Genomic DNA, 25,367 nt, shown 5'->3' with positions numbered 1-25,367 from the left:
AGTGATGAAAATTTACATACATCAGAAACAATTCGAGTCAAATTAAATAATTTAGGTTACAAGCTCAGAAGGGTAAAGAAAGTTCAACCTCAAAAAAAATCCCACAAACTGATGCCATCTTTGAGCAATTAGACCTAGTAAATAAAGATGCAGATGAAGATAAAAGTATTTTACGTCTAAGCATGGACGCAAAAGCTCGCGTTAAGATTGGCTCATTTGATCGCGGGGGTAAAAGTCGGGACGGAGCGAAAGCTGACGACCATGATTATAACCCAAAAACAACTGTAACTCCTTATGGTATATTTCTTCCAGAGCTTGATGAGCTATTTTTGTACTTTACAGAATCGAAAGTTACAAGCGATTTTATTGTTGATATTTTAGAAGATTTTTGGTTAGAACAAAAGCATCGTTTTTCCGATATTCAAACCCTACTTCTCAATCAAGATAATGGGCCACAGAATAGTTCACGACGTACCCAATTTATGAAACGTATAGTAGAGTTTGCTCACAAGCATCAAGTAAATATACGTTTAGCCTACTATCCACCCTATCATAGTAAGTATAATCCCATAGAAAGAACATGGGCAATACTAGAAAATCATTGGAACGGCAGTATTTTAGATGAACTAGAAACGGCTTTAAAGTTTGCTAGTACTATGAAATGGAAAGGTTCTCATCCAGTAGTTAAGCTAGTACACAAAACTTATGAGAATGGGGTAAAGCTTACAAAAAAAGCTATGGCTCAAATTGAAAAACAGATTGAGCGGCTAACCAATTCCACTCATGAAGTTTTCCCAAATTTAGGTAATTGGTTTATTGATATTTGTTGTAGTAAAACAAAAGTTATTTGATTTTAATAACAGCATTTATTTAGCTACAAAACATACTAATTTTACACTGTTTAACTTCAAAGCAGACGACAAGTGTATAGATTCTTCATGCATAGATGAGGGGGAGAAAAGGGGTTGCCCTCGGCAACCCCTTTTCTCCCCCCTTAAAATGATTATCATTCTTGAGAAAACCTGTCTCTTGTTTTTCTTGGAATAATTTATTCTTTGGAAGTCCCTTATATAGTGTCCGTCAGCAGGGAGTTAGTTTCGCCAATAGCCATTCATTATTTCCCACATTTACCACCCCGAATGCTTCTGCGATCGCAACTGGGCATTATCTTGGCGATACAGGTGACTTTAGCAACACTATTTACACTGGTTTTCCTAGTCCTAATGCTAATGGTACTGTCACACCATTCATTGAAAATGATGCAGTCCTGGGGGATATCGATGAAAAGTTTCCCGGTAACAACTTTTTAGATGAAGAGTCACTCTTAGCTTACGCGCGATCGCAGGGTTTCAACACAGCAGCAGTCGGTAAATTAGGCCCAGTTGCCATCCAAGATGTCACCCAAGTTAACCGAGAAGGTGGTACTACAGGTACTATTCCTACTCCCGATACAATTATTATTGATGACACTACAAATGGTGCAACCCCGCCGCCTACAGCCGCAGGTTCACCTTCTGCCGTTCCACTCGATCCAGATATTGTCAGTCGTTTACAAGCAGCTGGTCTAGATGTAAAACCGACAACACGAGTCCAGCCAGCTGGTAACAACACAACTCCAGGTACTCTCAATGCCAATGTAGCTCAACAACAATACTTTGCAGATGCCACAACCAAAGTAATTTTACCTAAGTTTCAGGAAGATGGTAAACCATTTGCATTGGTTTACTGGTCAAGAGATCCCGATGGTAGTCAACATAATCAGGGTGATAGCTTAAACACCTTGACACCAGGTATTAATGGTTCTACTTCCAAAGCTGGGGTCAAAAATGCTGATGATAATTTAAAGCAGCTTCTTGACTATCTTAAAAGCACTGGCTTAGACAAGACTACTGATGTCTTTATTACTGCTGACCACGGTTTTTCTACCATCAGCAAACAAGCTATTGATAGCCAAGGCACAAAAACTACAAGTTATGCTGCCACCCAAACTTATGCGGGTGTAAATCTGGGATTTCTACCAGCAGGTTTTGTTGCAATTGATTTGGCTCACGATCTAGGTTTACCCTTATACGATCCTAACCCTACAACCCTTCCCCCAGACCTCAACCAGATCCAGTATGCAACTGTTGATGCTACAAAAGGCCAACGTCCTATTTCTGGGAATGGTGTAATTGGTGGTACAGGTAAGGTAATTAATGGCCAACTTGACCCAGGTACAAAGATAGTTGTAGCTGCCAATGGTGGATCTGACCTGATTTATCTGCCCAATGGCAATGCTGACTTAGCCAAACAGGTAGTAAATTTGCTTTCGCAAAAAGATTACATCAGTGGGATTTTTGTAGACGATGCTTATGGAGACATCCCAGGTGCTTTACCACTAAGTGCGATCGGGCTAAAAGGTGATGCTAAAACACCAGTTCCATCTATAGTTATCAACTTCAAAACCTTTAGCACCGATCCAAGCAACCCAAACAACCCTCAAGCTCAGGTCGAAATTGCTGATACAACTTTGCAGCAAGGACAGGGAATGCATGGCAGCTTTGGTCGAGGTGATACCTTCAATAACATGGAGGCTATTGGCCCTGATTTTAAACAAGGCTATGTGGACTATGCACCCGTTAGTAATGCTGATGTAACACCTACACTTGCTCGTATTTTAGGGTTAGATATTCCCAGTAATGGCGATTTGAAAGGTCGTGCCATTACAGAAGCGTTGGTGGGAGGCCCAGATATAGTTCCCTCCACTAAAGAAGTCTTAACTTCGGAAGAAACTGCTAATGGCCAAGCAACAATTCTGGATTTTCAGAGTGTAGGCAATACTCAGTACTTTACAGCCGCAGGGTTTGATGGTCGCACTGTTGGACTAACAACACTAGACCTTCAATTTGGTTCTACTAATAGTGATGATGACACCCTCAAGCCAAATCAAACCTTATTTGCAGGTGACGGCGCAGACTTTGTAGAAGGTACTAAAGGTAACACAATCGTGACTGGTAACGGTGAAGATACGGTGCTAGTCGGCAGTGGCTCTTCAGTGTCCACAGGAGATGGTAACGATCAAGTTTTTATTGGCGTAAATAGCCCTGCTAGTAACACTAGTGCCGATGGTGGCAATGGTAATGACGAAGTTACCGTAGTGGAAGCCAATGGTAGTAATAATTTGTTTGGAGGCGCAGGTGCTGATACTCTCACAGTAGTTGAAGGTTCGCGTCAACTGTCCTTCGGTGGCTCAGGTAACGATACCCTCAAGAGTAACGGTAGCAATAACCGCCTCTACGGTGGTTCTGGAGATGACAAACTCTTCTCCAGTGTGAATGATTCGCTGTTTGGTGGTGATGGCGATGATGTGCTATTTGCCGGTCAACAGGGCGGTAATCGCTTAACTGGTGGTACTGGTGCTGACCAATTCTGGATTGCTAACGCCAGTCTGCCAACTAGCAAGAACATCGTGACTGATTTTGCGATCGGCATTGATAAAATTGGGCTGGGCGGTATTGGTGTTACTCAATTTAGTGCCTTAACACTGTTGCAACAGGGTAGCGATACTTTGGTGAAAGCCGGAAATACAGAGTTGGCTTCATTGCTTGGAGTTACATCGACTAGCCTAACAGCAAATGACTTCGTTTTCTCAGCTACTGTAATTTAACCTAAAGATGATTACGATTACAGCTTTAAATTCAACAATTAAGCTGTAGTAAGTTGGCTATTGCGGGGGAGTAATACTCCCTCGCCTTTGATATCCTGTTTTATCCTGTGATTCTTAAAGCTGTTCTAGTTATTGCCCGCCCCAGTACTTTTCGGATAAACCCAACAATCTCTCTTTTGATCTGGGGAAAGGTTACTGGGCTTGGGGGAAAAGTAAATTCAAACCCTTTCCCTTTCCCCTTTCCCCCTTAACCGAAAAGTATTGATGCCCGCCCTAATCATCCAAGTTAAATGTAGAACAGCTTCATATTTTACAATATACATGATACAAATACTTAGAGAAGGACATACATCTATACGCCCCTACAGCCGACTGATGCGTTGCAAAGATTTATGCTAATTGTATAAGTCCTAACTGTTTTATACTATAAAATGTTGAAAGTATTAAGTATTAATAAGTAGAATTAGGGCACAAAAAACTTCGCTGGTCATAGCCTGGAGTTCAACCTACCTCCAAACGGATTCCATTGCTTGCTTATCAGCTGTTAAAATCGCTGTCTTGCTTGCCCATCAAGGCATTGATTCTTCTTATCCTCTCAAATAAGCGAACATACAGTTAATACTCTCATTGCAAATCACCTCTAAAGTTTTAATTTTCAATGAAGATGTATTGAAAATAACTCAGATTTTGAGGAAATAGGTCAAAATAAAAAAACTAAATCCAAGAGTCAGTGCCCTTTCATATAAACATTATAGGATTGCGGCATGATTTATTGTCAAATTAGTCTTGAAATATAATTTAAAAATTAAAAATATGACTAAAAAATGTAATTTAAAATACTAGTGTTTAAACAAACCTTGCGTGTTGTTGGAGCTATATTTAGTTTTCAGACATCATAATTCATCGTTACTTATTTATCTCGAAACAATATCCTACTCCACTTACATAGTTTAGTGGTTTATCCAAAAATCTATATCTATATAAAAGTATCTTTCAATATGAATTTTAGAACAAACCTTAGTATTTTTCACTCAGTAATAATTCTGATTTTGTATAGTTTAGTAGTAACATTAGCTGCATGGTTGAACTTGAGATTTGTTGAGTTAAAAATGCAGCACTACTTAAAAACTACAAGTTTTGCAAAAAGATATATTTTTGGCGGAAATAAAATATGAAAGCAATAACTGATTCATTAGCTAAAAATAAAAATCAATTTCTGGTAACTGAGTCTCAAACATCATTATCATCAGATAAGAACTTAGAACGATATAATTTAACATTACCTATCTTGAAAGAATCCGAAAAAGACCTACTAATCGAGTGGAATAAGACTCAAACGGATTATCCTCAGCAAGCGTGTATTCATCAGTTGTTTGAGGCACAGGTTGAGAAAACACCTGATGCTGTAGCATTAATCTTTAATAATCAGCATCTCACCTATAGAGATTTGAATAGTCGTGCTAATCAACTGGCACAATATCTACAAACACTAGGTATAGGAGCAGAAACTCTTGTAGGTATCTGCATAGAGCGCTCCTTAGAAATGGTTGTAGCACTTTTAGCTATCCTCAAAGCGGGTGGAGCTTATGTACCACTAGATCCAGGGTATCCACGAGAACGTTTAGCTTTTATGCTATTAGATACCCAGGTGTCTATACTATTAAGTCAAAAAGACCTAGTTGCTAAATTACCTACTCATACAGCATTTGTAATTTGCCTAGATGCAGATTGGCATATAATCGCCCAAAATAAAAAAGAGAACCTAAGCACTAACGTTACTGCTGAAAACTTGGCTTATGTCATGTATACATCAGGTTCTACAGGTACACCCAAAGGGGTTAGCGTTATCCATCGTGGTGTAGTTAGATTGGTCCAAGAAACTAATTATGCTCACCTCACGGCTGAAGAAATAATTCTGCAACTTGCTCCTATTTCCTTCGATGCTTCAACTTTTGAAATTTGGGGTTGCTTACTTAACGGTGGGCAACTAGTAATTTGCCCTCCTCATACACCATCATTAGAAGAATTAGGGCAGATTATTCAACAATATCAAGTCACTACTCTTTGGCTGACAGCCGGCTTATTCCATCTCATAGTGGATGAAAAAATTGATGCTTTAAGATCTTTGCGTCAACTTTTATCGGGTGGCGATGTCTTATCTGTTCCCCATGTGCAGAAGTTTCTCCAAACAGTAGAGAACTGTCGGCTAATTAATGGTTATGGGCCAACTGAGAATACAACTTTTACCTGCTGCCATCTTATAACAGCGCCACTGCAACCAGGTGTATCTATTCCTATTGGTCGCCCAATTGCTAATACCCAAGTTTATATATTAGACAACAACTTCCAAGCAGTAGCAATTGGAGAAGTTGGCGAATTGTACATTGCTGGAGATGGATTAGCTAGAGGGTATTTGAATCGCCCCGAATTGACTGCCGAAAAATTTATTTTTCATTCATTTGATAACAATTTGGCAACCCGCCTTTACAAAACTGGAGATTTAGCTCGTTATCTTCCAGATGGCAATATCGAGTTTTTAGGTCGGATTGACAATCAGGTAAAAATTCGCGGTTTCCGAATTGAACTAGGGGAAATTGAGCGGGAGATTGCACAACATCCTGATGTTCGGGAAATTGTTGTTTTAGCTCGTCAGAATGAAACAGGTGAAAAGCAGTTGACTGCTTATATTGTTCCTCACTATAACAGTAAATATACACACAATAATTTACGTAGTTTTTTACAGCAGCAACTACCTCATTACATGGTGCCATCAGCGTTTGTGATGTTAGAATCACTGCCTCTAACCGCAAATGGCAAAGTAGATAGACATAAATTGCCAGCACCAAGTAGAGAACGTCCGCAACTGGAACAAGCGTACATTGCTCCTCAAACTGATTTAGAACGTTTGCTTGCAGGTATTTTATCTGAATTGCTCAAAATCGATCGCGTTGGGATTGATGATAATTTCTTTGATTTGGGAGGAACTTCAATCTCAATTCTGCAAGTTGCTGCACGAGTCAAACAGGAACTTAGTATTGAATTACCTGCTGTGAAGCTATTTCAGTATTCAACGATTGGCTCTTTAGCAAAATATTTGGATTCAAACCAGAACAGCCAACCGTCTCATAACAAGCTGCAAAATCGCGCTCAACGCCAACAAGCAGCCCAAGCTCGTCGCCGTAATCATCAACAAGGTGTTTAAGCAATGGTAAATATGCAAACCTCAGATAACCAAGATCCTATTGATGGTGTTGCCATTATCGGCATGGTAGGAAGATTTCCTGGCGCTGGCAATGTTGATGAGTTTTGGCGCAATCTGTGTGAGGGATTAGAGTCAACGACTTTTTTTCAAGATGAAGAATTAGATCCCAGCATTGACCCGAACCTTTGCAAAGATCCCAGTTATGTAAAAGCTAGAGGAATCATTCCTGGGGGAGAAACTTTTGATGCTGCCTTCTTTGGCATTAATCCAATGGAAGCTGTGGTTATGGACCCACAAGCCAGAGTTTTTCTAGAGTTGGTTTATGAAGCTCTAGAAAATGCTGGTTATGAATCAGAATCTTTCGATGGTTTGATTGGTTTATACGCTGGTTGTGGTCAAAATACTTATTTTGCCAACCATATTTCTGGACGTATGGAAATTGTCGATCGCATCGGCGAGTTCCAGACGATGTTAGCAAATGAAAAAGACTTTTTAACCACCCGTGCTGCTTACAAGCTCAACCTTAAAGGTCCGGCTGTCAGTGTTAATACAGCTTGCTCTACTTCTTTAGTAGCAATTATTCAAGCTTGTCAAGCCTTAAGCAGCTATCAGTGCGATATGGCTTTAGCTGGTGGTGTATCCATGACTACACCCCAAAATAGCGGTTATATGGCTCAAGAAGGCAGTATGCTGTCTGGAGATGGTCATTGTCGTCCCTTTGATGCCAGCGCTCAGGGCACAATGTTCAACAATGGTGCAGGAATAGTTGTCCTCAAGCGTTTAGAAGATGCACTCAATGAAGGCGATCGCATCTATGCCGTAATTCGTGGTTCAGGTATTAATAATGATGGCGCTGATAAAGTAAGCTTTACGGCTCCCAGCGTAGACGGACAAGCAGAAGCCGTTGCAATGGCGCAAGCTTATGCCAACTTCCACCCAGAAACCATCTCTTATATTGAAGCTCACGGCACAGCTACACCTTTAGGCGACCCCATTGAAATTGAAGCGCTGACGCAAGCATTTCGTGTGCATACAGATGCCAAACAATTTTGTGCGATCGGCTCTCTGAAAAGCAATGTCGGACATTTAGTTGCGGCGGCTGGGGTAGCAGGATTAATTAAAACTGTTCTTGCCCTCCATTATAAAAAGATTCCACCTAGCTTAAATTTTGAGGCTCCCAATCCCAAGATTGACTTTGCCAACAGCCCCTTCTATGTAAATACCAAACTAGCTGAATGGCCAGAAGGTGAAACTCCGCGACGAGCCGGTGTAAGTTCTTTTGGTGTCGGTGGAACTAATGCTCATATTGTGCTGGAAGAAGCGCCACAAATTCAAAATTCTGGATCTTCTCGTCCACAGCAGCTATTGTTGCTCTCGGCAAAAACTAGTACAGCCTTAGAAGCTGCAACAGCAAATTTGCAGCAACATCTCCAGTACAATGCTGAAATTAACTTAGCCGATGTAGCTTATACCCTACAGCGAGGGCGCAAAGCCTTAAATTATCGACGTAGTGTAGTTTGTCACGACATCACAGATGCGATCGCGGCCTTACAATCTTTAGATCCCAATCAAGTAAATACCCGCCATACAGAAATCCGTAATCCAGCCGTTGCCTTCATGTTCCCCGGACAAGGGTCGCAATATGTGGATATGGGACTGAATCTCTACAACCGCGAACCTGTGTTTCAGGAGGTAGTAGATGAATGTGCAGAAATCCTTAAACCATTACTGGGCGGTGATTTACGAAAAATTATATATCCCGCGCCAAGCAATCGCGAAACTGCGGCTATTGCCCTAAAGCAAACCTGCTTTACTCAACCAGCATTATTCGTCGTTGAATACGCTTTAGCGCAACTGTGGCAAAGTTGGGGAGTCAAGCCCCAAGCGATGATTGGTCACAGCATTGGCGAATTTGTCGCCGCCTGTATTGCGGGTGTATTCACCTTAGAAGATGCGCTGATGTTGGTTGCAAATCGCGGTCGCTTCATGTGGAACTTACCAGAAGGGGCTATGCTCTCAGTGCGCTTACCAGCCAAAGAGGTAGAGCCGCGATTGAGTCCAGAATTAGCGATCGCAGCAATTAATGGCCCTTCCCTATGTGTAGTTTCTGGCCCCACAGAGGCGATCGCGGCTCTGCAAAAAGAACTAGAAAGCGAAGAAGTTGTCTGTCGCCGTTTACACACCTCCCACGCTTTCCATTCCCCAATGATGGATGACATCATAGCCCCCTTTGCAGAGGTAGTTAGGAAAGTTAAATTATCACCTCCTCAAATTCCCTTTGTTTCCACAGTTACCGCCGACTGGATTACAGCCCAGCAAGCAACTGATCCGATGTATTGGGCTACACATCTACGTCAGACTGTGCGATTTGCGGAGGGGATACAAACCTTATGGCAGCAACCAGAACGCGTATTGTTAGAAGTTGGGCCGCGAATTACAACTACGACCTTAGCCCGCCAACAAGCAAAAGATATTAAACAACAGATAGCGATCGCTTCTCTGAGTGATAACGCTGAGAATGAAGCCGAATGGACAGCATTACTCAAGGCAGTAGGACAACTGTGGCTAGCAGGAGTATCTATTGACTGGAGCAACTTCTATCAAAGGGAAACGCGACAACGAATTCCTCTGCCTACTTATCCCTTTGAACGCCAACGCTTCTGGATTGATCCTTTACCTCATCCCAATCGCACAGCAACTCCCAAACCTTCAAATCCCCAGTTAGAAAAGACCCAAGATATGACAAAATCTCCTCAGCAAAAGCTTATTCCTCTGCTAAAAGAAATTATTGAAGAAACATCAGGATTGGAAATCGCTAGTGTTGACGATTCGACAACATTTTTAGAAATGGGATTAGATTCTTTATCACTGACTCAAGTGGGGCTAGCGTTAAAGAAAAAATTTCAAGTAAAGGTAACACTTAGGCAGTTACTAGAAATTTACCCCAATTTAGGAACACTGGCTGACTTTATCAATCCAGCTTTGTCTCCCGAAACTTTATCCGCATTAGGATTAACAGAAACCGTTACAGAACCAATTCCCGAAGTACCATTACCAGCACCTGCAACCACATCACCCACTTTGGTAGTGCATGAAGTTCATACAAATGGATCTGCACCTCAGATTTCTCCGCAACCTGCTGCATCCAGTTTCTTCGAAAATGTGATTAATCAGCAGCTACAAATCATGAGTCAGCAATTGGCACTATTGGGTAACAACAGTCAACCTGTAACAATCCCAGTTGTACCTGCGGCGACACCTCAAAATAATGATGTCAAACCACAAAATGCCGTATCTATCCCAGCTACTCAAACGAGCAAAGAATCACCTGCATCGGTAGAGACGGAATCAAATGGTGCTAAAAAGGCATTTGGTGCGGCTGCTCGAATTGAAAAAACTCAGACTAAAACTCTGACAGCGCAACAACGCAATCATCTAGATAAAATTATCCAAAGATATACAAAACGGACTCAAAAATCTAAAGAATACACTCAATTTCATCGCCCTTATTTGGCAGATCCAAGAACTGTTTCTGGCTTTAACCCGACGATGAAAGAGATGGTTTATCCCATCGTAGCGTCTCGTTCATCAGGTTCTAAACTTTGGGATCTTGATGGTAATGAATATGTCGATTTAAGCAATGGCTTTGGTTTGAATTTGTTTGGTTGGTCGCCACCTTTCATTACCGAAGCAATTGAAGCGCAACTGAAACTAGGCATGGAAATTGGGCCGCAGACTCCCTTGGTTGGAGAAGTGGCAAAGCTGATGTGTGAGTTGACCAACTTTGACCGAGCAGCCTTTTGCAACACAGGTTCAGAAGCGGTTTTGGGAGCGATGCGGATGGCACGCACCATCACAGGGCGTAATTTAATCGCCATCTTTTCGGGAGCTTATCACGGTATTTTGGATGAAGTAATTGTTCGGGGGACAAAAAAACTCCGGTCAATTCCTGCTGCTCCCGGTATTCCACCTGAAATGGTGGAGAACATTTTGGTGGTGGACTACGATTCGCCTGAGTCTCTAGAAATCCTTAGAAGCCGGGCTGATGAGTTAGCAGCAGTGATGGTTGAATCTGTGCAAAGCCGTCGCCCTGAATACCAGCCCAAGGAATTTCTTCAGCAATTGCGTGATTTCACGGAAGAAGCTGGTATTGCTCTAATTTTTGATGAAATCGTTACCGGATTTAGAATTCATCCAGGTGGCGCTCAGGCACATTTTGGTATCAAAGCTGATATAGCAACCTACGGCAAGATTGTGGGCGGTGGACTACCGATTGGAGTCATTGCTGGCAAATCGCAATATATGGATGCTTTAGATGGTGGATTTTGGCAGTTTGGGGATGACTCAGTTCCAGAAGTAGGCGTGACTTACTTTGCCGGCACTTTTGTCCGTCATCCTTTAGCACTAGCAGCCGCCAAAGCAGTACTCCAACATTTAAAGCAGAGTGGCCCCAGCTTGCAGCAAAATCTCAATGCAAGAACCGATAAGTTTGTAGCGGAACTTATGGGCTATTTCGAGAAAGTTCAGGCTCCGTTTACAGCTTATAACTTCGGCTCCCTGTTTATGGTGAAATCTGCGCCAGAGTTTCCTTATGGAGACTTACTATTTTATTTACTGCGGGATAAGGGAGTGCATACTTGGGATCACCGTCCTTGCTTTTTGACAACAGCTCATTCCGAAGCCGATCTAGCTTTTGTAATGGCAGCTTTTAAAGAAAGTATTGCCGAAATGCAGTCTGCTGGCTTTTTGTCTGCACCGCCCATAGAAGTAACAAACAGCGAAGTTACCAATAACAGCCTACGTAATCGTCCTCCGCAACCTAATGCCAAATTAGGACGAGATCCCCAAGGCAACCCCGCCTGGTATATCCCCGATACTGAGCGACCTGGGAAGTATTTACAAGTTGCAAGTGTTTCCTGAGTACTTTAAAAAATTGGCGTTGCTGATTGAAAGTATGAAGCCATATCAAAAAATGTCAATTCCTACTCCAATTCAGCAACACCAAAAATTAACTGTGTTTGCAAATATTAAATACTCATCGATTAGGGATTTTTATATTAACTGATAATCTACTTAAAGCTGGTTCAAGTCAGTCCTAACCAGATCATAGTAGAAATTAAAAGCTAAACTTTTGACAGATTTGATATAGCAAAATAATTATTATAAATAGCGTGGGCAATGCCTACCAAAATCATAATCTGGTGAACAATGTTTAGCATACTTGTATTTCATAAATCCCATGAAACCATCAATATTATCCTAAAAATATCTAACTGTTTATATTCTTGAGATAATTCAATGCCAAAAATATCAATGTATAACCAAATCAATTCGCTCACTGCTCTGCGCGGTATTGCAGCTTTGATTGTTGTTGTACATCATTTCTCATATTACACTTTACCTAAAACTGGTTCAACTTTATCAGCATATAGCAATTTTTTTCGTAATGGATATTTGTGGGTTGATTTTTTCTTCATTCTGAGTGGTTTTATCATGACCCACGTTTATATTGAAGATTTTTCATTAAAAGTTAATTCAACTAAATATCGATCATATTTATTTTCACGTTTTGCCAGAATTTATCCTTTACATATATTTATTTTATCTCTATTTATCGGATTAGAAACTTTAAAAATATTTTTACTAAATAATTCTGCTTTTACTGTTAAATTTAACTTAACTGCCCTTTTTGCTAATATTTTCCTTCTCCAAGCATTCGACTTAAATTGCCCACCTTTATTTTGGTGTGATACTTATTGGAATGAGCCAGCTTGGTCAATTAGTGTAGAGTTTGTTATTTATTGCATATTTCCATTTCTCTTGTTTTTGTTATTACGAAATAATGAAAAAATGGATTTGAAAATTTATGTTTTTGCTCTCTTCAGTATATTACTACTAATCGCTTTTACCCGTGGAAACCTAGATAGTATTATTGGCATACCTTCCATAGCTAGGTGCGGGCTAGAGTGCATACTCGGTATCATAACTTATAAAATCTATCGCAGAGGTAATTATAGAAATCATTTTAATCTTAATTTATTAGCAATAATAGCTATAACTTGGATAGTTCTGATTATGAATTACTACTGGACTTATTGGCGTAGTCTTCATGATTGGCTAGTTTTACCAGCTTTTTCTCTTCTAATTTTAGCTGTATCTATCAACAATAATAGTTTAATATCAAAATTTTTAAATTCACGGTTGATGCTGTATTTCGGGACTATATCTTACTCGATTTACATGGTTCATTGGTTTGTTCAAGAATTGTTAAAAACATTATGGATTTATAAATTTCACCAGGCTTTTGGTAAAGGATTCACAGAATATGAAGTCTTGACATCTCTAGGAGTATTTCTTATGATTATCATATTGGCCGCATCATTGACATATAGATTTGTAGAGGTTCCAATGCGTAATTATTTAAAGTCTACAATCTTGGCTAAACAATGAATTTAAATGCCAATGATTTGCCAAGAAAAAATTAAATTTTACTTTGAATAAACTGAGAAAATAATAGAATTTTATGAGCTTATTACCTGTAGATTACCAATCCAGTTTAACTGCGGTTGATTTTGATCCATTTGCAGATGGAGAATTACTTCTAACCGCCCCTGCCACAGAATCACAAAAAGAAATCTGGGCTTCTGTACAAATGGGGGATGCTGCCAATTGTGCTTATAACGAGTCCCAATCTCTGCGACTAAAAGGCGAACTTGATGTCAAAGTTTTCCAGTCTGCGGTGGAAAAGTTAGTACAACGTCATGAAGCACTACGGACAACTTTTAGCACCGATGGCAATACACTCTGCATTGTTGCTTCTCGGCAAATTGAAATCCCTATTATTGATATTTCTAACCTGGAACCACAAGAACAACAGGAAAAATTAGCTAGTATCTTGCGGCAAGAGGTAGAGCAACCTTTTGATTTGGAACATGGTCCGCTATTTCGGGCAAAAATTGTCAAATTGCAGGCGCAGGAGCATCTAGCTACTTTGACAGCACATCATATTATTTGTGATGGTTGGTCTTGGGCAGTGTTGATGCCAGATTTGGGTAAACTTTATTCTGGCTTGCAACAGGGTATTGTTCCTGAATTGGAAGAACCAGACAATTTAAGTGAATATGCGATTTTGCAGGAAGAAGAGGCGGATAGTCCAGAAGCGATCGCCACAGAAAAATATTGGTTGGAACAATTCGCTGACACTGTACCTGTTGTAGATTTCCCCAGCGATCGCCCCCGTCCACCACTCAGAACCTTTAACGCCGCACGTGAAGATTGGCATTTAAGTCCCGAACTAGTTGCCAACCTCAAACAACTAGGCACAAAACTTGGTTGTAGCTTTATGACTACTATCCTGGGAGGATTTGAGGTTTGGCTACACCGTCTAACAGGGCAAAACGACTTGGTTGTTGGGATTCCAGCCGCCGGACAAGCCGCTTTGGGGCAATATAATCTCGTAGGACACTGTGTAAATTTATTACCATTGCGTAGCCAGATTGATGGCGAAAAATCTTTCAGCGACTATTTGCGATCGCGGCGATCGGCTGTCTTAGATGCTTACGATCATCAACAATTTACCTTTGGCAGTCTGGTCAAAAAATTAGTTTTGGCACGGGATTCTAGCCGCATTCCCTTAGTTCCCATTACATTTAATATCGATCAGGGTTTAGATAGTGATAAACTCCCTTTCACTGGATTGGAAGTAGAATTTTTCTCTAACCCCCGCGCTTTTGAGAATTTTGAACTGTTCATCAACGCCACAGAATTACATGGTCAGATGACCCTGGAATGTCAGTACAACACTAATTTATTTGACGCTGACACTATTCGCCACCGGATGGCAGAGTTTGAAACGTTGTTATTGGGTATAGTTGCTAACCCCAATCAAAGTATTGCTAAATTGCCAATTTTACCGGCAGTAGAGCAACACTTATTAGCAACATGGAACCAGACACAAACAGATTATCCCCAACATAAATGCATTCATCATTTATTTGAGGAGCAGGTAGAACGCACCCCTGATGCTGTGGCGTTGGTATTTCAAGAACAACAACTTACTTATCGAGAGTTAAATATTCGCGCCAACCAATTAGCGCAATACCTGCAAACATTAGGAGTAGGTGCAGATGTTCTTGTGGGAATCTGCGTCGATCGCTCCTTAGAAATGGTGGTAGGTCTTTTAGGGATTCTGAAAGCAGGTGGAGCTTACATCCCCCTAGATCCGGGGTATCCGCAAGAACGTTTGGCTTTTATGCTTTCAGACACCCAGATCAAATTACTGTTGACCCAAAAACAGTTAATTGACAAACTACCTGCTCACGCAGCAAGTGTAATTTGTCTAGATACTGACTGGGATACTATCAACCAAGCAACGCCAGAGAATTTAATTAGTAATGTCAAGGCTGACAACTTGGCTTATGTAATGTACACATCTGGTTCTACAGGTCAGCCCAAAGGTGTTAGTGTTATCCATCAAGGTGTAGTTAGATTAGTCAAAGAAACTAACTATGTAAGCCTTACTAACAAAGAAGTATTTCTGCAAATTAGCCCTATCTCTTTTGATGCTTCAACTTTTGAAATTTGGGGTTGTTTGCTTAATGGTGGAAAACTAATAATATTCCCTCCCCATACGCCATCTTTAGACGAATTAGGGCAATTTATTCAGCAATATCAGGTGACAACCTTATGGCTAACGGCGGGTTTATTCCATCTCATAGTCGACGAAAAAATTGATGCTTTAAAACCATTACGTCAACTGTTAGCAGGTGGTGATGTTTTATCCGTTACCCATGTCCAGAAATTTATCAACACAGTAGAAAACTGTAAACTAATTAATGGTTACGGTCCGACAGAAAGTACAACTTTTACCTGCTGTTATGACATTACAGCACCACTAAAGCCAGGGGCTTCTATTCCTATTGGTCGCCCCATTGCTAATACCCAAGTTTATATATTAGACTCCCATTTACAACCCGTCCCAATTGGAATCACAGGTGAGTTGTATATTGGTGGCGATGGTTTAGCACGAGAATATTTCAATCGCCCGGATCTTACAGCTGAAAGATTTATTGCCAATCCCTTTAGCTCAGATACTCAATCACGCTTATATAAAAGTGGAGACTTAGCTCGCTATTTGCCAGATGGAAAGATTGAATACCTGGGTCGGATTGACAATCAGGTAAAAGTGAGCGGTTTCCGCATAGAATTGGGTGAAATTGAAATTGCACTTTTGCAATATCCGGCAGTAAAAGAAGCGGTAGTAATTGTTCGAGAAGATGCTCCTGGTGAGAAAGTGCTGGTTGGTTATTTTGTAGCAGAAACTAGTCAAGATAACCCGCAAATAATCTCCGAGTTACGTCGATTCTTAAAACAGCAGCTTCCTGAGTATATGGTGCCCAAGATTTTTATGGCACTGGAAGCCTTGCCGCTAAATGCTAACGGCAAAGTTGATCGTCGGGCACTACCAAAGCCTGATTCTTTCCGTCCAGAACTGGAAGCAAATTATGTAGCGCCTCGCACTGCCATTGAGCAGCAGATTGCAGATATCTGGACACAGGTTTTAAATGTCAGGCAGGTTGGGATTTACGACAACTTTTTTGAACTGGGTGGATATTCTCTACTAGGAATTCAAGTGGTTTCTCGACTGCGCCAAGCCTTGCAAGTAGAAATTCTCATGTCCAATTTATTTGAATTACCAACGGTGGCAGAATTGGCTGAACGAGTGGAAACTCTGCGTTGGGCCACCCAAGGAGTTCAGGCTGCTGATAGTGAAACAGCTGATGATTACGAGGAAGGTGAGCTATGAAAACATTAGATGAACTACTCTCTGAACTACGTCAGCGCGATGTCAAACTTTGGCTAGAGGGCGATCGCTTACGCTATCGGGCAGCAAAAGATAGTCTCACACCAGAATTGCTCACCGAGTTAAAAACTCAAAAAGCCGAAATCATTAACTTTCTGCGACAAATTACTACAGCCGCCAGTTCACAGATTCCCCCAATTGTCGCTTGTGAACGGAATGGCAACTTGCCGCTTTCCTTTGGTCAGCAACGGATATGGTTCCTGCATCAATTTGAACCTAATAGTTCCTCAAATAATATGCCCGTTGTGGTGCGTTTTACGGGGAATCTCAATGTTGCTTTCTTAGAGGAAAGTTTGAGAGAAGTTGTCCGCCGCCATGAAGTCCTGCGGACAACTTTTCCAGCCGTAAATGGTAAGCCCACTCAAGTTATTGCCACCAATGTTTCCTTGACGCTGCCAATAATTGACTTGCGGCAAGTACCAGATGAAAAAAGAGAGGCTGAAGCTCTCCTACTGGCAACTAAAGAAGCTCATCAACCTTTTGATCTAGCCAATGGGCCGATTTTGCGGTTGCTGCTACTGCGGTTGGGCGATCGCGAGCATCTGCTAATCTGGAATATGCACTGCATAGTTTGTGATGGAGCTTCTTCCGATATATTTTATCAAGACTTCACTACCATCTATAAAGCATTGTCGGCGGGAAAGGTTTCTCCCTTAACTCCCTTACCAGTGCAGTATGCCGATTTTACCAATTGGCAATATCAGTGGCTCCAAGGAGAGGTTTTAGAGTCACAGGTAAACTACTGGAAGCAAAAGCTAGAAGGCAATTTACCGATCATTGAGTTACCTTACGATCATCCGCGTCCTCATGGTGTGCAGACATATCGGGGCGATCGCGCTGCTCTGCTGCTATCAAAGACGCTGAACCATGCCCTGACAGACCTGAGTCAAAAATGGGGTGTTACCCTCTTCATGACTCTCCTGACAGTGTTTGAGCTATTGCTCTACCGTTATTCTGGGCAAGAAGACCTACTGATTAGCTTTGCAAGTGCAAGTCGGGGACAAGTAGAAACCGAGCGGCTGATTGGATTTTTCTCTAATACTCTTGTAATGCGGGGTAACTTAGCAGGAAATCCAACTTTTCGACAATTGTTAGACCGCGTGCGTAAGGATTGCTTAGAGGCTTATACCCATCAAGACTTACCATTTGAGAGACTAATTGAAGAACTTAGACCAGAACAACAAAGTCGGAACAGTTCGCCTTTATTTCAAGTAAAGTTTTCCCTCAATCCTCCTTGGTCAAACGGTCGTGGTATGGGAGCATTGCAACTACCTGATTTGACTATTACTTCTCTATTTGGTTACATCTATCATGGTAAAACCAAATACGATCTGACATTAGTCTTACGGGAACAGGATAATGGTCTAGGTATGGTATTTGATTACAATGCCGAGATGTTTGATGCCAGTACCATAGAGCGAATGTTGGGACACTTCAAAACTTTACTCGAAGGTATTGTTGCTAATCCCGATCAGCCGATATCTGAATTACCTCTGTTGACAGCACCTGAACAGCATCAATTATTGGTTGATTGGTATGGCAAACAGGCTGATTATCCACAGAAGACTTGTATTCATCAGTGGTTTGAGGCTCAAGCTAAACGAACTCCAGATAATATTGCAGTAAGTTTTGAAAATCAGCAACTAACCTATCAGGAACTCAACCAGCGTGCAAATCAATTAGCCGACTATTTGCAAACTCTAGGGGTAAAATCGGGGGTACTTGTCGGTCTTTATGTAGAGCCTTCGCTAGAGATGATTGTGGGGCTGTTGGGTATTTTGAAAGCTGGGGGAACTTACGTATCCATAGCTCCGACATCTGGGCAAGATAGTCTGTCTTTCATTTTAAAAGATGCCCAAATATCCGTAGTGTTAACCCAAAGCTCATTGGTTGAGAAGTTCTCTGAGCATCAGGTAAAAGTTATCTGTGTGGATAATGATTGGGAAGCGATTGCACTACACACAACAGAAAATCAAGATTATTATACCACAGATCAGACTCTCGCCTGTGTGATGTATGTATCCGGCAGCAATGGAAAACCCAACGGTATAGCCATTACCCACCGTAATCTTGTCACCCACAGCCTCGCAATCAGTCACACTTGGGAGTTGACCCAGAGCGATCGCCTCCTACTCTTACCTAGTATCACTTGCAATTCTTTTATAGAATCATTATTCCCCACTTGGATTGCTGGTGCTACTGTAATTCTCCAGTCTCAAGAGCTACAATCGACAGCGCAGTTTTTCCCATTCATTGCTCAACAACAGATTACCGTTGTTAATCTATCTACGTATTTTTGGCATCAGTTAGTTAAAGAGCCGTCTCTATCTCCACAAACCTTGCCAGTCAGCTTGCGCTTAGTCATGGTTGGTGGAGAAAAAGTCTCACGTAATGCTTATTTGATTTGGGTAGAAAAAGTTGGCAAGCAAGTACGTTGGCTTAATGCCTATGGATCGCTAGAAACGACTTTAACCGCCACGGTTTACGATCCGGTAACTGCCACTGAAGCCAGTAACAATCGATCAGAAATTCCTATAGGAAAAGCGATCGCTAATACCCAAATCTACATTCTCGATCAGCGATTGCAACCCCTGCCAATTGGCGTTACTGGCGAAATCTACATTAGTGGTATCGGTGTTGCACAAGACTACTTTAACCGTCCCGAATTAACATCTGAGAAATTTATCCCCAATCCCTTTAGCAGTGAATCTGGGTCATACCTTTACAGAAGTGGCGACTTTGGACGCTACTTAAGTGACGGCAATATTGAGTTTATTGACCGCCGAGATAATCAGGCTAAAATTCGCGGTTTTCGGATTGAATTGACAGAAATTGAGACAATTTTAGCTCAATATCCAGGCGTGCAGAACGCTGCGGTGATTGCCAGAGAAGATGTTTCCGGGGACAAACATTTAGTTGCTTATCTTGTTCCCAAACAAGACGAGACAATTGGGAGTGAGCAACTACTGAGTTTTCTCCAGCAAAAGCTACCGGAGCATTTGTTGCCTACCTTTGTCATAGTTGATTCTCTGCCGTTGAATGCTAATGATCAAGTTGATCGTCAAGCCTTACTTGCTCTCAATCCAACTAATATTGAAAGAGAAAAAATATTTGCTACAGCAGAAAATCCATTACAACTTCAATTAACAGAAATCTGGGAAAACGTTTTAGGAATTCATCCGATTGGAATAACAGATAACTTTTTTGATTTGGGTGGACACTCACTGCTGGCAGTACGTCTATTTTCTCAGATTGAAAAGATAGTAGGCAAAAATCTAGCTCTATCTATCCTTTTGCAAGCCCCAACTATTGAGCAGTTAGCTAATATTGTTGAGCGAGAAATATGCTCAAAACCTGGGATTGCGGCGGTGCCAACAGCTGATGTCAAATCTGAAACATCAATTCCTTGGTCATCTTTAGTAGCTATTCAGCCCAACGGTTCTAAGCCTCCTTTCTTCTGTGTACATGGTTTGGGTGGAGAAGTTCTACGTTTCCGTGAATTGGCTGTGCATTTAGGATCAGATCAACCATTTTATGGACTACAACCACAAGGGTTAGATGGAAAACAGCTTCCTTATACCCGAATTGAAGACATGGCAGCGCACTACATTCAACAAATCCAGACTATTCAGCCACATGAGCCTTATTTAATCGGTGGATACTCCTCTGGCGGTATAATTGCTTACGAGATGGCTCGACAATTGACCATACAAGGTAAGGAAGTAGCTTTGTTAGTTCTATTTGATACTTATGGTTCAAAAAATACTGAATCTCTATTATTGCAAAAGCCAGCCTCTCATGATTGGAAGAGTCTTTTAGCAATTGCATCTAACTATCTTATTGAGCAGGTAAAAGGGAATACAGAACGGTTTAAGTATCAAATCAAAGAGATACTCTGGCGGTTTGTCTTTCACTGTCACTTGATTCTCGGTCGCCCCTTACCTTACTCCAACCGGAAATTTATGGTGGAACATGCCACTATACAAGCACTAAGAAAATATGTTCTACAAGTTTACTCAGGTAAAGCAACTGTATTCCGAACAGAAGATGGTCTTGTAGTTGGACAACGAGAGGCTGATTCCAAAATGGGTTGGGGTAAATTGGCATTAGGGGGAGTGGATATTTATGATATTTCTGGGATTCATAATTCCATTTTTAAAGAACCCCATGTACGATCTGTGTCCGAAAAAATGAAGTCTTGCATAGATCAAATTATTGCAGAAACCATAGGAAAGAAGTAACTCAGTGAGGTACAAAACTTAAGTCTTTAAGCCAGATATAAAAGCTATTTTGACCCGCTCAAAGTTCTTTCTGAATTGTGTAGTTATAGCTTTCCAACCTCATCTCACTTGCGGAATGGGGTTGTTTTATTTGCGAGTAATAAATTACACTGGCGACTTGATATATGTGTAAATGCGATCGCTAAAAAACCTTTGTAGAAGTACTAGACTATAGCTTGGCTAGTGTATTTACTGAGTATTAAATAAAACTTAAGTAAGTAGGCGTAAATAATTGTCGTTGGGATAAGGCAATAGGCAATCTTGCTACAGTCAATAGCTATAAGGGTTTTGAACACAACAGTTGCAATTAAAAAACTATGAACAGGTTTACTTTACATTCTTGGGCGCTAACCTCGATAAGACAGATCATATCCACCTGTTGGGGAATAACACCTTTGGTTTTGAGGATCTACCAAATAGTGATGAGAAAGATTACAACGACATGATTTTACAGCTAAATTTGAGTGCCAGTACTGTCTAATATTAAGCACAAGTAATTACTTAGATGAATCAAACAACCTCATCCCAGTTGCGAGATGAGTTTTTTTATGCGCAGCTATTAACGAGACTCAATATGGATTAAACTGGTGAATTTACTGAAGGCAATTATTGTCTTTCCTTCATAAATTTAATAGTTGATTCCTCTAGGGTCATAATAAATCTTTACCTATTGATTTTGCAGTTAATTTTTATTAAATTAAGCTACCAAAAAAGTAAGAGATAATTCTTTCATAAATTCGGGTATGGCACTATCTAACAAGGAAAGTTCACCATCCTTCGCCATTAGTGATTTTGTCAATCCCTATATTCTTGAATATGTAAAAAATAATTCAGAAATTTAAAGTTTTTTTTATTACATGATTTTTAACTAGAGTATTTACTTAGGAAGGCATCTGTGATATTTTCATGTTGATTATCATAAATTAAAATATGCGACACTAAATTTAACAACCACCTTTATATGTCTTGGTTTGATGATGAGTAGAGTATCCATCTTACATATTTGCGATACTTAAATATTGATTTAAATTTTGTATAAATTATATATCGTTAACCAAGTGATAACTTGTCCTCGATCCATTTATATTATGCTTTGGTTTGAAAAGCGCATAACAATCGTAACCGTGTGATCTAAATACAGGTCTTAAATTAGACGAAACTATCCTCTGTACTCTTACATATTTAGGCACCTGAATTGTACAGAAGTCGTGCCACTACTAGCATAAAACTAAACACTACCACTGTTAGTAAAAGAGATACTCCCTAATATTTTCAACTTAATTCCTCACTTTTTAGTTGTTTTATATGACTTATATTAAGAACACTTTTCCCGAATTTCTTACTAGCATAGAAGGGTTTGAACAGTTACCCGATGGAGCGATCGCTAATCTATCAGAACAACTGCAAGCCTGGCGCTATCGCATAGGTCAAAAAATCATTGGTAAAGAAAGTCTCCCGGAACGCATCACCATTATTTATGAGGGACAAGTACGCCTCTTGGGATACGATCCCCAGACGCAAATGCCAATTACCCTAAAATTGCTGCAACCTGGAGAAATTATTGGTGAAATTAGTTTGTTGCGCGATGTTGCCTGCGAGACTGCGATCGCCTCTACCGAAGTAGTATGTTTAACCTTGAGTGCATCGGCATATTTTAGTTTTCTCGCTTCATACCCAGCTTTTGCCGAAGCCCGCAAGAATCGCACTTATTTGATAGAAGTTTTTGATATTCTCGCCTCCTATTGGCAAAAGCAAGCGATCGCAACTTTAAATCTCAGAGAACTGACAGAAAAAGCCTTACCGCAGGCAAAAATCCATTACTTACCTCCAGGAAAAACTGCATTTAACCAACTGGATAGCGCAAGGGCCTGGTTTGTAAGTGGCGGTGGTACAGTCACGAATTTATCACCTGGCGATCGCCTAGAAGCAGACGACGACCGAGACAAGATCCAGGTCATAGGTCAAAACCCTTCAAGGTTGCTTGGTATCCATCCGTCAGATTTGATCTTAGAAGATAGTCATGAGATAGTACTGGCGGTAAATAACACCCCAGTAGATAGCCAAAATGATGATGAATTAGATATCCCTTACGCATCAGACGAAATCGTTCCCCAGACAGTTCCCGATACCTCAAAGAGTTCGTCAAAACAAAAATACCCGTTTTTTAGTGGTAAGGGAGAATTAAACACAGCCTTCGCCTGCTTCCAAATGATCGCGAAGCACCTAGAAATACCGTTTCGTCGAGAAGTGGTTCGCCGCATCTTAACTGAGCAAGTCAAACGTCAGGGTCTTATATCGTTTCAAGTTACTGCTTACCTGGCAGAATTAATCGGACTTAAGGCGCAGTTAATAGAAATACCAGTCTCCTCAGTAACGCGTATTCCTACACCGGCATTGATTCGCTATGGTGATAATTTTGCAGTTTTATATGCGGCAGATGCAAATACGGTGGTTGTTGGTGTCCCATCCAAAGGAATTGTGCGCTGTAAACCTGCTCAATTGGTTGAACAATTAGATGTTGATCCAACCAACTTTCCGCCCCAAGCTAGAGTATTACTGCTCAGTGCTACCAACCAAACACCCCAAGAACGTTTTAGTTTACGGTGGTTTCTGCCATATTTGTCAAAGCACCGTCGAGTGTTGATTGAGGTTTTTATCGCCTCCTTTTTCGTGCAGTTGGCAGCATTAGCAAATCCTCTGGTAGTTCAGTTAATTATCGACAAAGTTATCACTCAAAATAGTATTGGCACACTACATATTTTGGGGATTTTACTATTAGTAGTCGGATTATTTGAAGCAGTACTGACTACCTTACGAACTTACTTATTTGTCGATACCACTAACCGGATCGATATGGGTTTAGGGTCGCAAATTATCGACCACTTATTACGTTTACCACTGCGTTATTTTGAACGCCGACCGGTGGGTGAACTTTCCACTCGCATCAACGAATTAGAAAATATTCGCCAATTTTTGACTGGTACTGCCTTAACAGTGGGATTAGATGCTCTGTTCTCGGTGGTGTATATCGGTGTAATGCTGATTTACAGTTGGCAACTCACCTTGGTAGGCTTAAGCACAATTCCCGTGTTTATCGTGATTACCTTAATTGCATCTCCCACCATTAGCAGACAGTTACGTGCTAAAGCCGAACGCAATGCCGAAACTCAATCTTATTTAGTGGAGGTGATGTCAGGAATTCAAACCGTAAAAGCGCAAAATATTGAATTGCGATCGCGCTTTTCTTGGCAAGAGCGTTACGCTCGGTTTGTCGCTGCTGGTTTTAAAACAGTTGTAACTTCCACCCTCGCGAACTCCACCAGTAACTTTCTCAACAAACTCAGCAGTTTACTAGTTTTGTGGGTAGGAGCTTATTTAGTCCTGCAACAAGAATTAACTTTAGGCGAATTAATTGCCTTTAGAATTATATCGGGTTACGTCACCAGCCCAATATTACGTTTAGCTCAACTCTGGCAAAGCTTCCAAGAAACAGCCTTGTCTCTAGAACGTTTAAGCGATATTGTCGATACGCCACAAGAAGGAGAAACAGACCGCTACAACATACCCTTACCGACGATTAAGGGAGCAGTAAAATATGAAAATGTTTCCTTTCGATTTGGGACGAGTGGCCCTCTGCAACTTTCCAACGTCAACCTCGAATTTGCGCCAGGAAAATTTATTGGCATCGTCGGACAAAGTGGATCGGGTAAAAGTACGATGATGAAATTGCTGCTGAGACTTTACGAAACTGAGTCCGGCAGAATTTTGATTGATGGTTATGATATTGCCAAAGTCGAACTTTATTCACTGCGACGACAAATTGGCGTAGTTCCCCAAGAAACATTGTTGTTTGACGGTAGCGTTCAAGAAAATATTGCTCTGACGAATCCCGATGCGACAACCGAAGAAATAATCGAAGCGGCTCAGGTTGCGTGCGCTCATGAGTTTATTATGAACTTGCCCAACGGTTACAACACGCGCGTGGGAGAACGGGGTTCTGCACTTTCAGGTGGACAACGACAAAGAATTGCGATCGCTCGTTCTGTGTTACAACGACCAAAATTATTAGTTTTAGATGAAGCAACTAGCGCCCTAGACTATCCCACAGAACGGCAAATATGTCTCAATTTAGCCAAAGCATTTAAGGGTGATACAGTATTTTTTATTACCCACCGACTAAACACCGTCAGTAATGCAGACATGATTGTTGTAATGGATAATAGTAGGGTTATAGAACAAGGTAGCCATCAAGAATTAATGGCTACTAAAGGTCATTATTATTATCTGTATCAGCAACAAGATGTGAATTTATAGTTAGTTATTATTGGCGGCATAGCATTACATAATTTGAACAGTGTTCACCCAAGAACAAATCCA

8 protein-coding genes and 1 pseudogene are annotated in these 25,367 nt (G+C 40.9%); all 9 read left to right on the top strand.

The annotated features are described in order from the left end of the window. A pseudogene (locus tag IQ274_RS09375) lies at positions 1–851 on the top strand (ISAzo13 family transposase); the annotation flags it as partial. A gap of 161 nt (positions 852–1,012) precedes the next feature. Next, the gene (locus tag IQ274_RS09370) at positions 1,013–3,646 is read left to right on the top strand and encodes an alkaline phosphatase family protein (protein WP_228058114.1); all 2,634 of its coding nucleotides are present in this window, start codon (positions 1,013–1,015) and stop codon (positions 3,644–3,646) included. A 1,171-nt stretch (positions 3,647–4,817) separates the two neighbouring features. Then, a complete protein-coding gene (locus IQ274_RS09360; RefSeq protein ID WP_194142073.1) occupies positions 4,818–6,848 on the top strand; it encodes a non-ribosomal peptide synthetase in 2,031 nt (676 codons plus the stop codon). A gap of 3 nt (positions 6,849–6,851) precedes the next feature. Further along, the gene (locus tag IQ274_RS09355) at positions 6,852–11,768 is read left to right on the top strand and encodes a type I polyketide synthase (RefSeq protein WP_194142072.1); all 4,917 of its coding nucleotides are present in this window, start codon (positions 6,852–6,854) and stop codon (positions 11,766–11,768) included. Positions 11,769–12,146: 378 nt separating this feature from the next. Then, on the top strand, positions 12,147–13,298 hold the full coding sequence (locus tag IQ274_RS09350) for an acyltransferase family protein (RefSeq protein ID WP_194142071.1): 1,152 nt from the start codon (positions 12,147–12,149) through the stop codon (positions 13,296–13,298). 73 nt (positions 13,299–13,371) lie between these two features. After that, positions 13,372–16,653 carry a non-ribosomal peptide synthetase gene (locus tag IQ274_RS09345; protein WP_194142070.1) on the top strand — a complete coding sequence of 1,094 codons (3,282 nt, stop codon included), beginning with the start codon at positions 13,372–13,374 and terminating at the stop codon, positions 16,651–16,653. After that, entirely contained in the window at positions 16,650–20,951 is a 4,302-nt protein-coding gene (locus tag IQ274_RS09340; RefSeq protein ID WP_194142069.1) for a non-ribosomal peptide synthetase, read from the top strand. The genes IQ274_RS09345 and IQ274_RS09340 overlap by 4 nt, the downstream gene beginning before the upstream one ends. 340 nt (positions 20,952–21,291) lie before the next feature. Continuing rightward, positions 21,292–21,471 (top strand): DUF4114 domain-containing protein, encoded by a 180-nt coding sequence (locus IQ274_RS09335; RefSeq protein ID WP_194142068.1) that lies wholly within the window; start codon positions 21,292–21,294, stop codon positions 21,469–21,471. Between the two features lie 824 nt (positions 21,472–22,295). Beyond that, positions 22,296–25,304, top strand: a complete 3,009-nt coding sequence (locus IQ274_RS09330; protein WP_194142067.1) for a peptidase domain-containing ABC transporter — start codon at positions 22,296–22,298, stop codon at positions 25,302–25,304. Positions 25,305–25,367: the final 63 nt, after the last annotated feature.

The sequence above is a fragment of the Nostoc sp. LEGE 12447 genome (assembly GCF_015206985.1).
In the GTDB taxonomy this organism is placed as follows: Bacteria; Cyanobacteriota; Cyanobacteriia; order Cyanobacteriales; family Nostocaceae; genus Nostoc.
The sequence above is the reverse complement of the archived record's forward strand: the minus strand, read 5'-3'. Positions and strand labels throughout refer to the sequence as shown.

What these genes read in the sequence shown, in the direction of transcription:
- IQ274_RS09355 (WP_194142072.1), top strand. Translation starts at nt 6,852, where the DNA reads ATGGTAAATATGCAAACCTCAGATAACCAAGATCCTATTGATGGTGTT.
- IQ274_RS09330 (WP_194142067.1), top strand. Translation starts at nt 22,296, where the DNA reads ATGACTTATATTAAGAACACTTTTCCCGAATTTCTTACTAGCATAGAA.
- IQ274_RS09340 (WP_194142069.1), top strand. Translation starts at nt 16,650, where the DNA reads ATGAAAACATTAGATGAACTACTCTCTGAACTACGTCAGCGCGATGTC.
- IQ274_RS09360 (WP_194142073.1), top strand. Translation starts at nt 4,818, where the DNA reads ATGAAAGCAATAACTGATTCATTAGCTAAAAATAAAAATCAATTTCTG.
- IQ274_RS09350 (WP_194142071.1), top strand. Translation starts at nt 12,147, where the DNA reads ATGCCAAAAATATCAATGTATAACCAAATCAATTCGCTCACTGCTCTG.
- IQ274_RS09345 (WP_194142070.1), top strand. Translation starts at nt 13,372, where the DNA reads ATGAGCTTATTACCTGTAGATTACCAATCCAGTTTAACTGCGGTTGAT.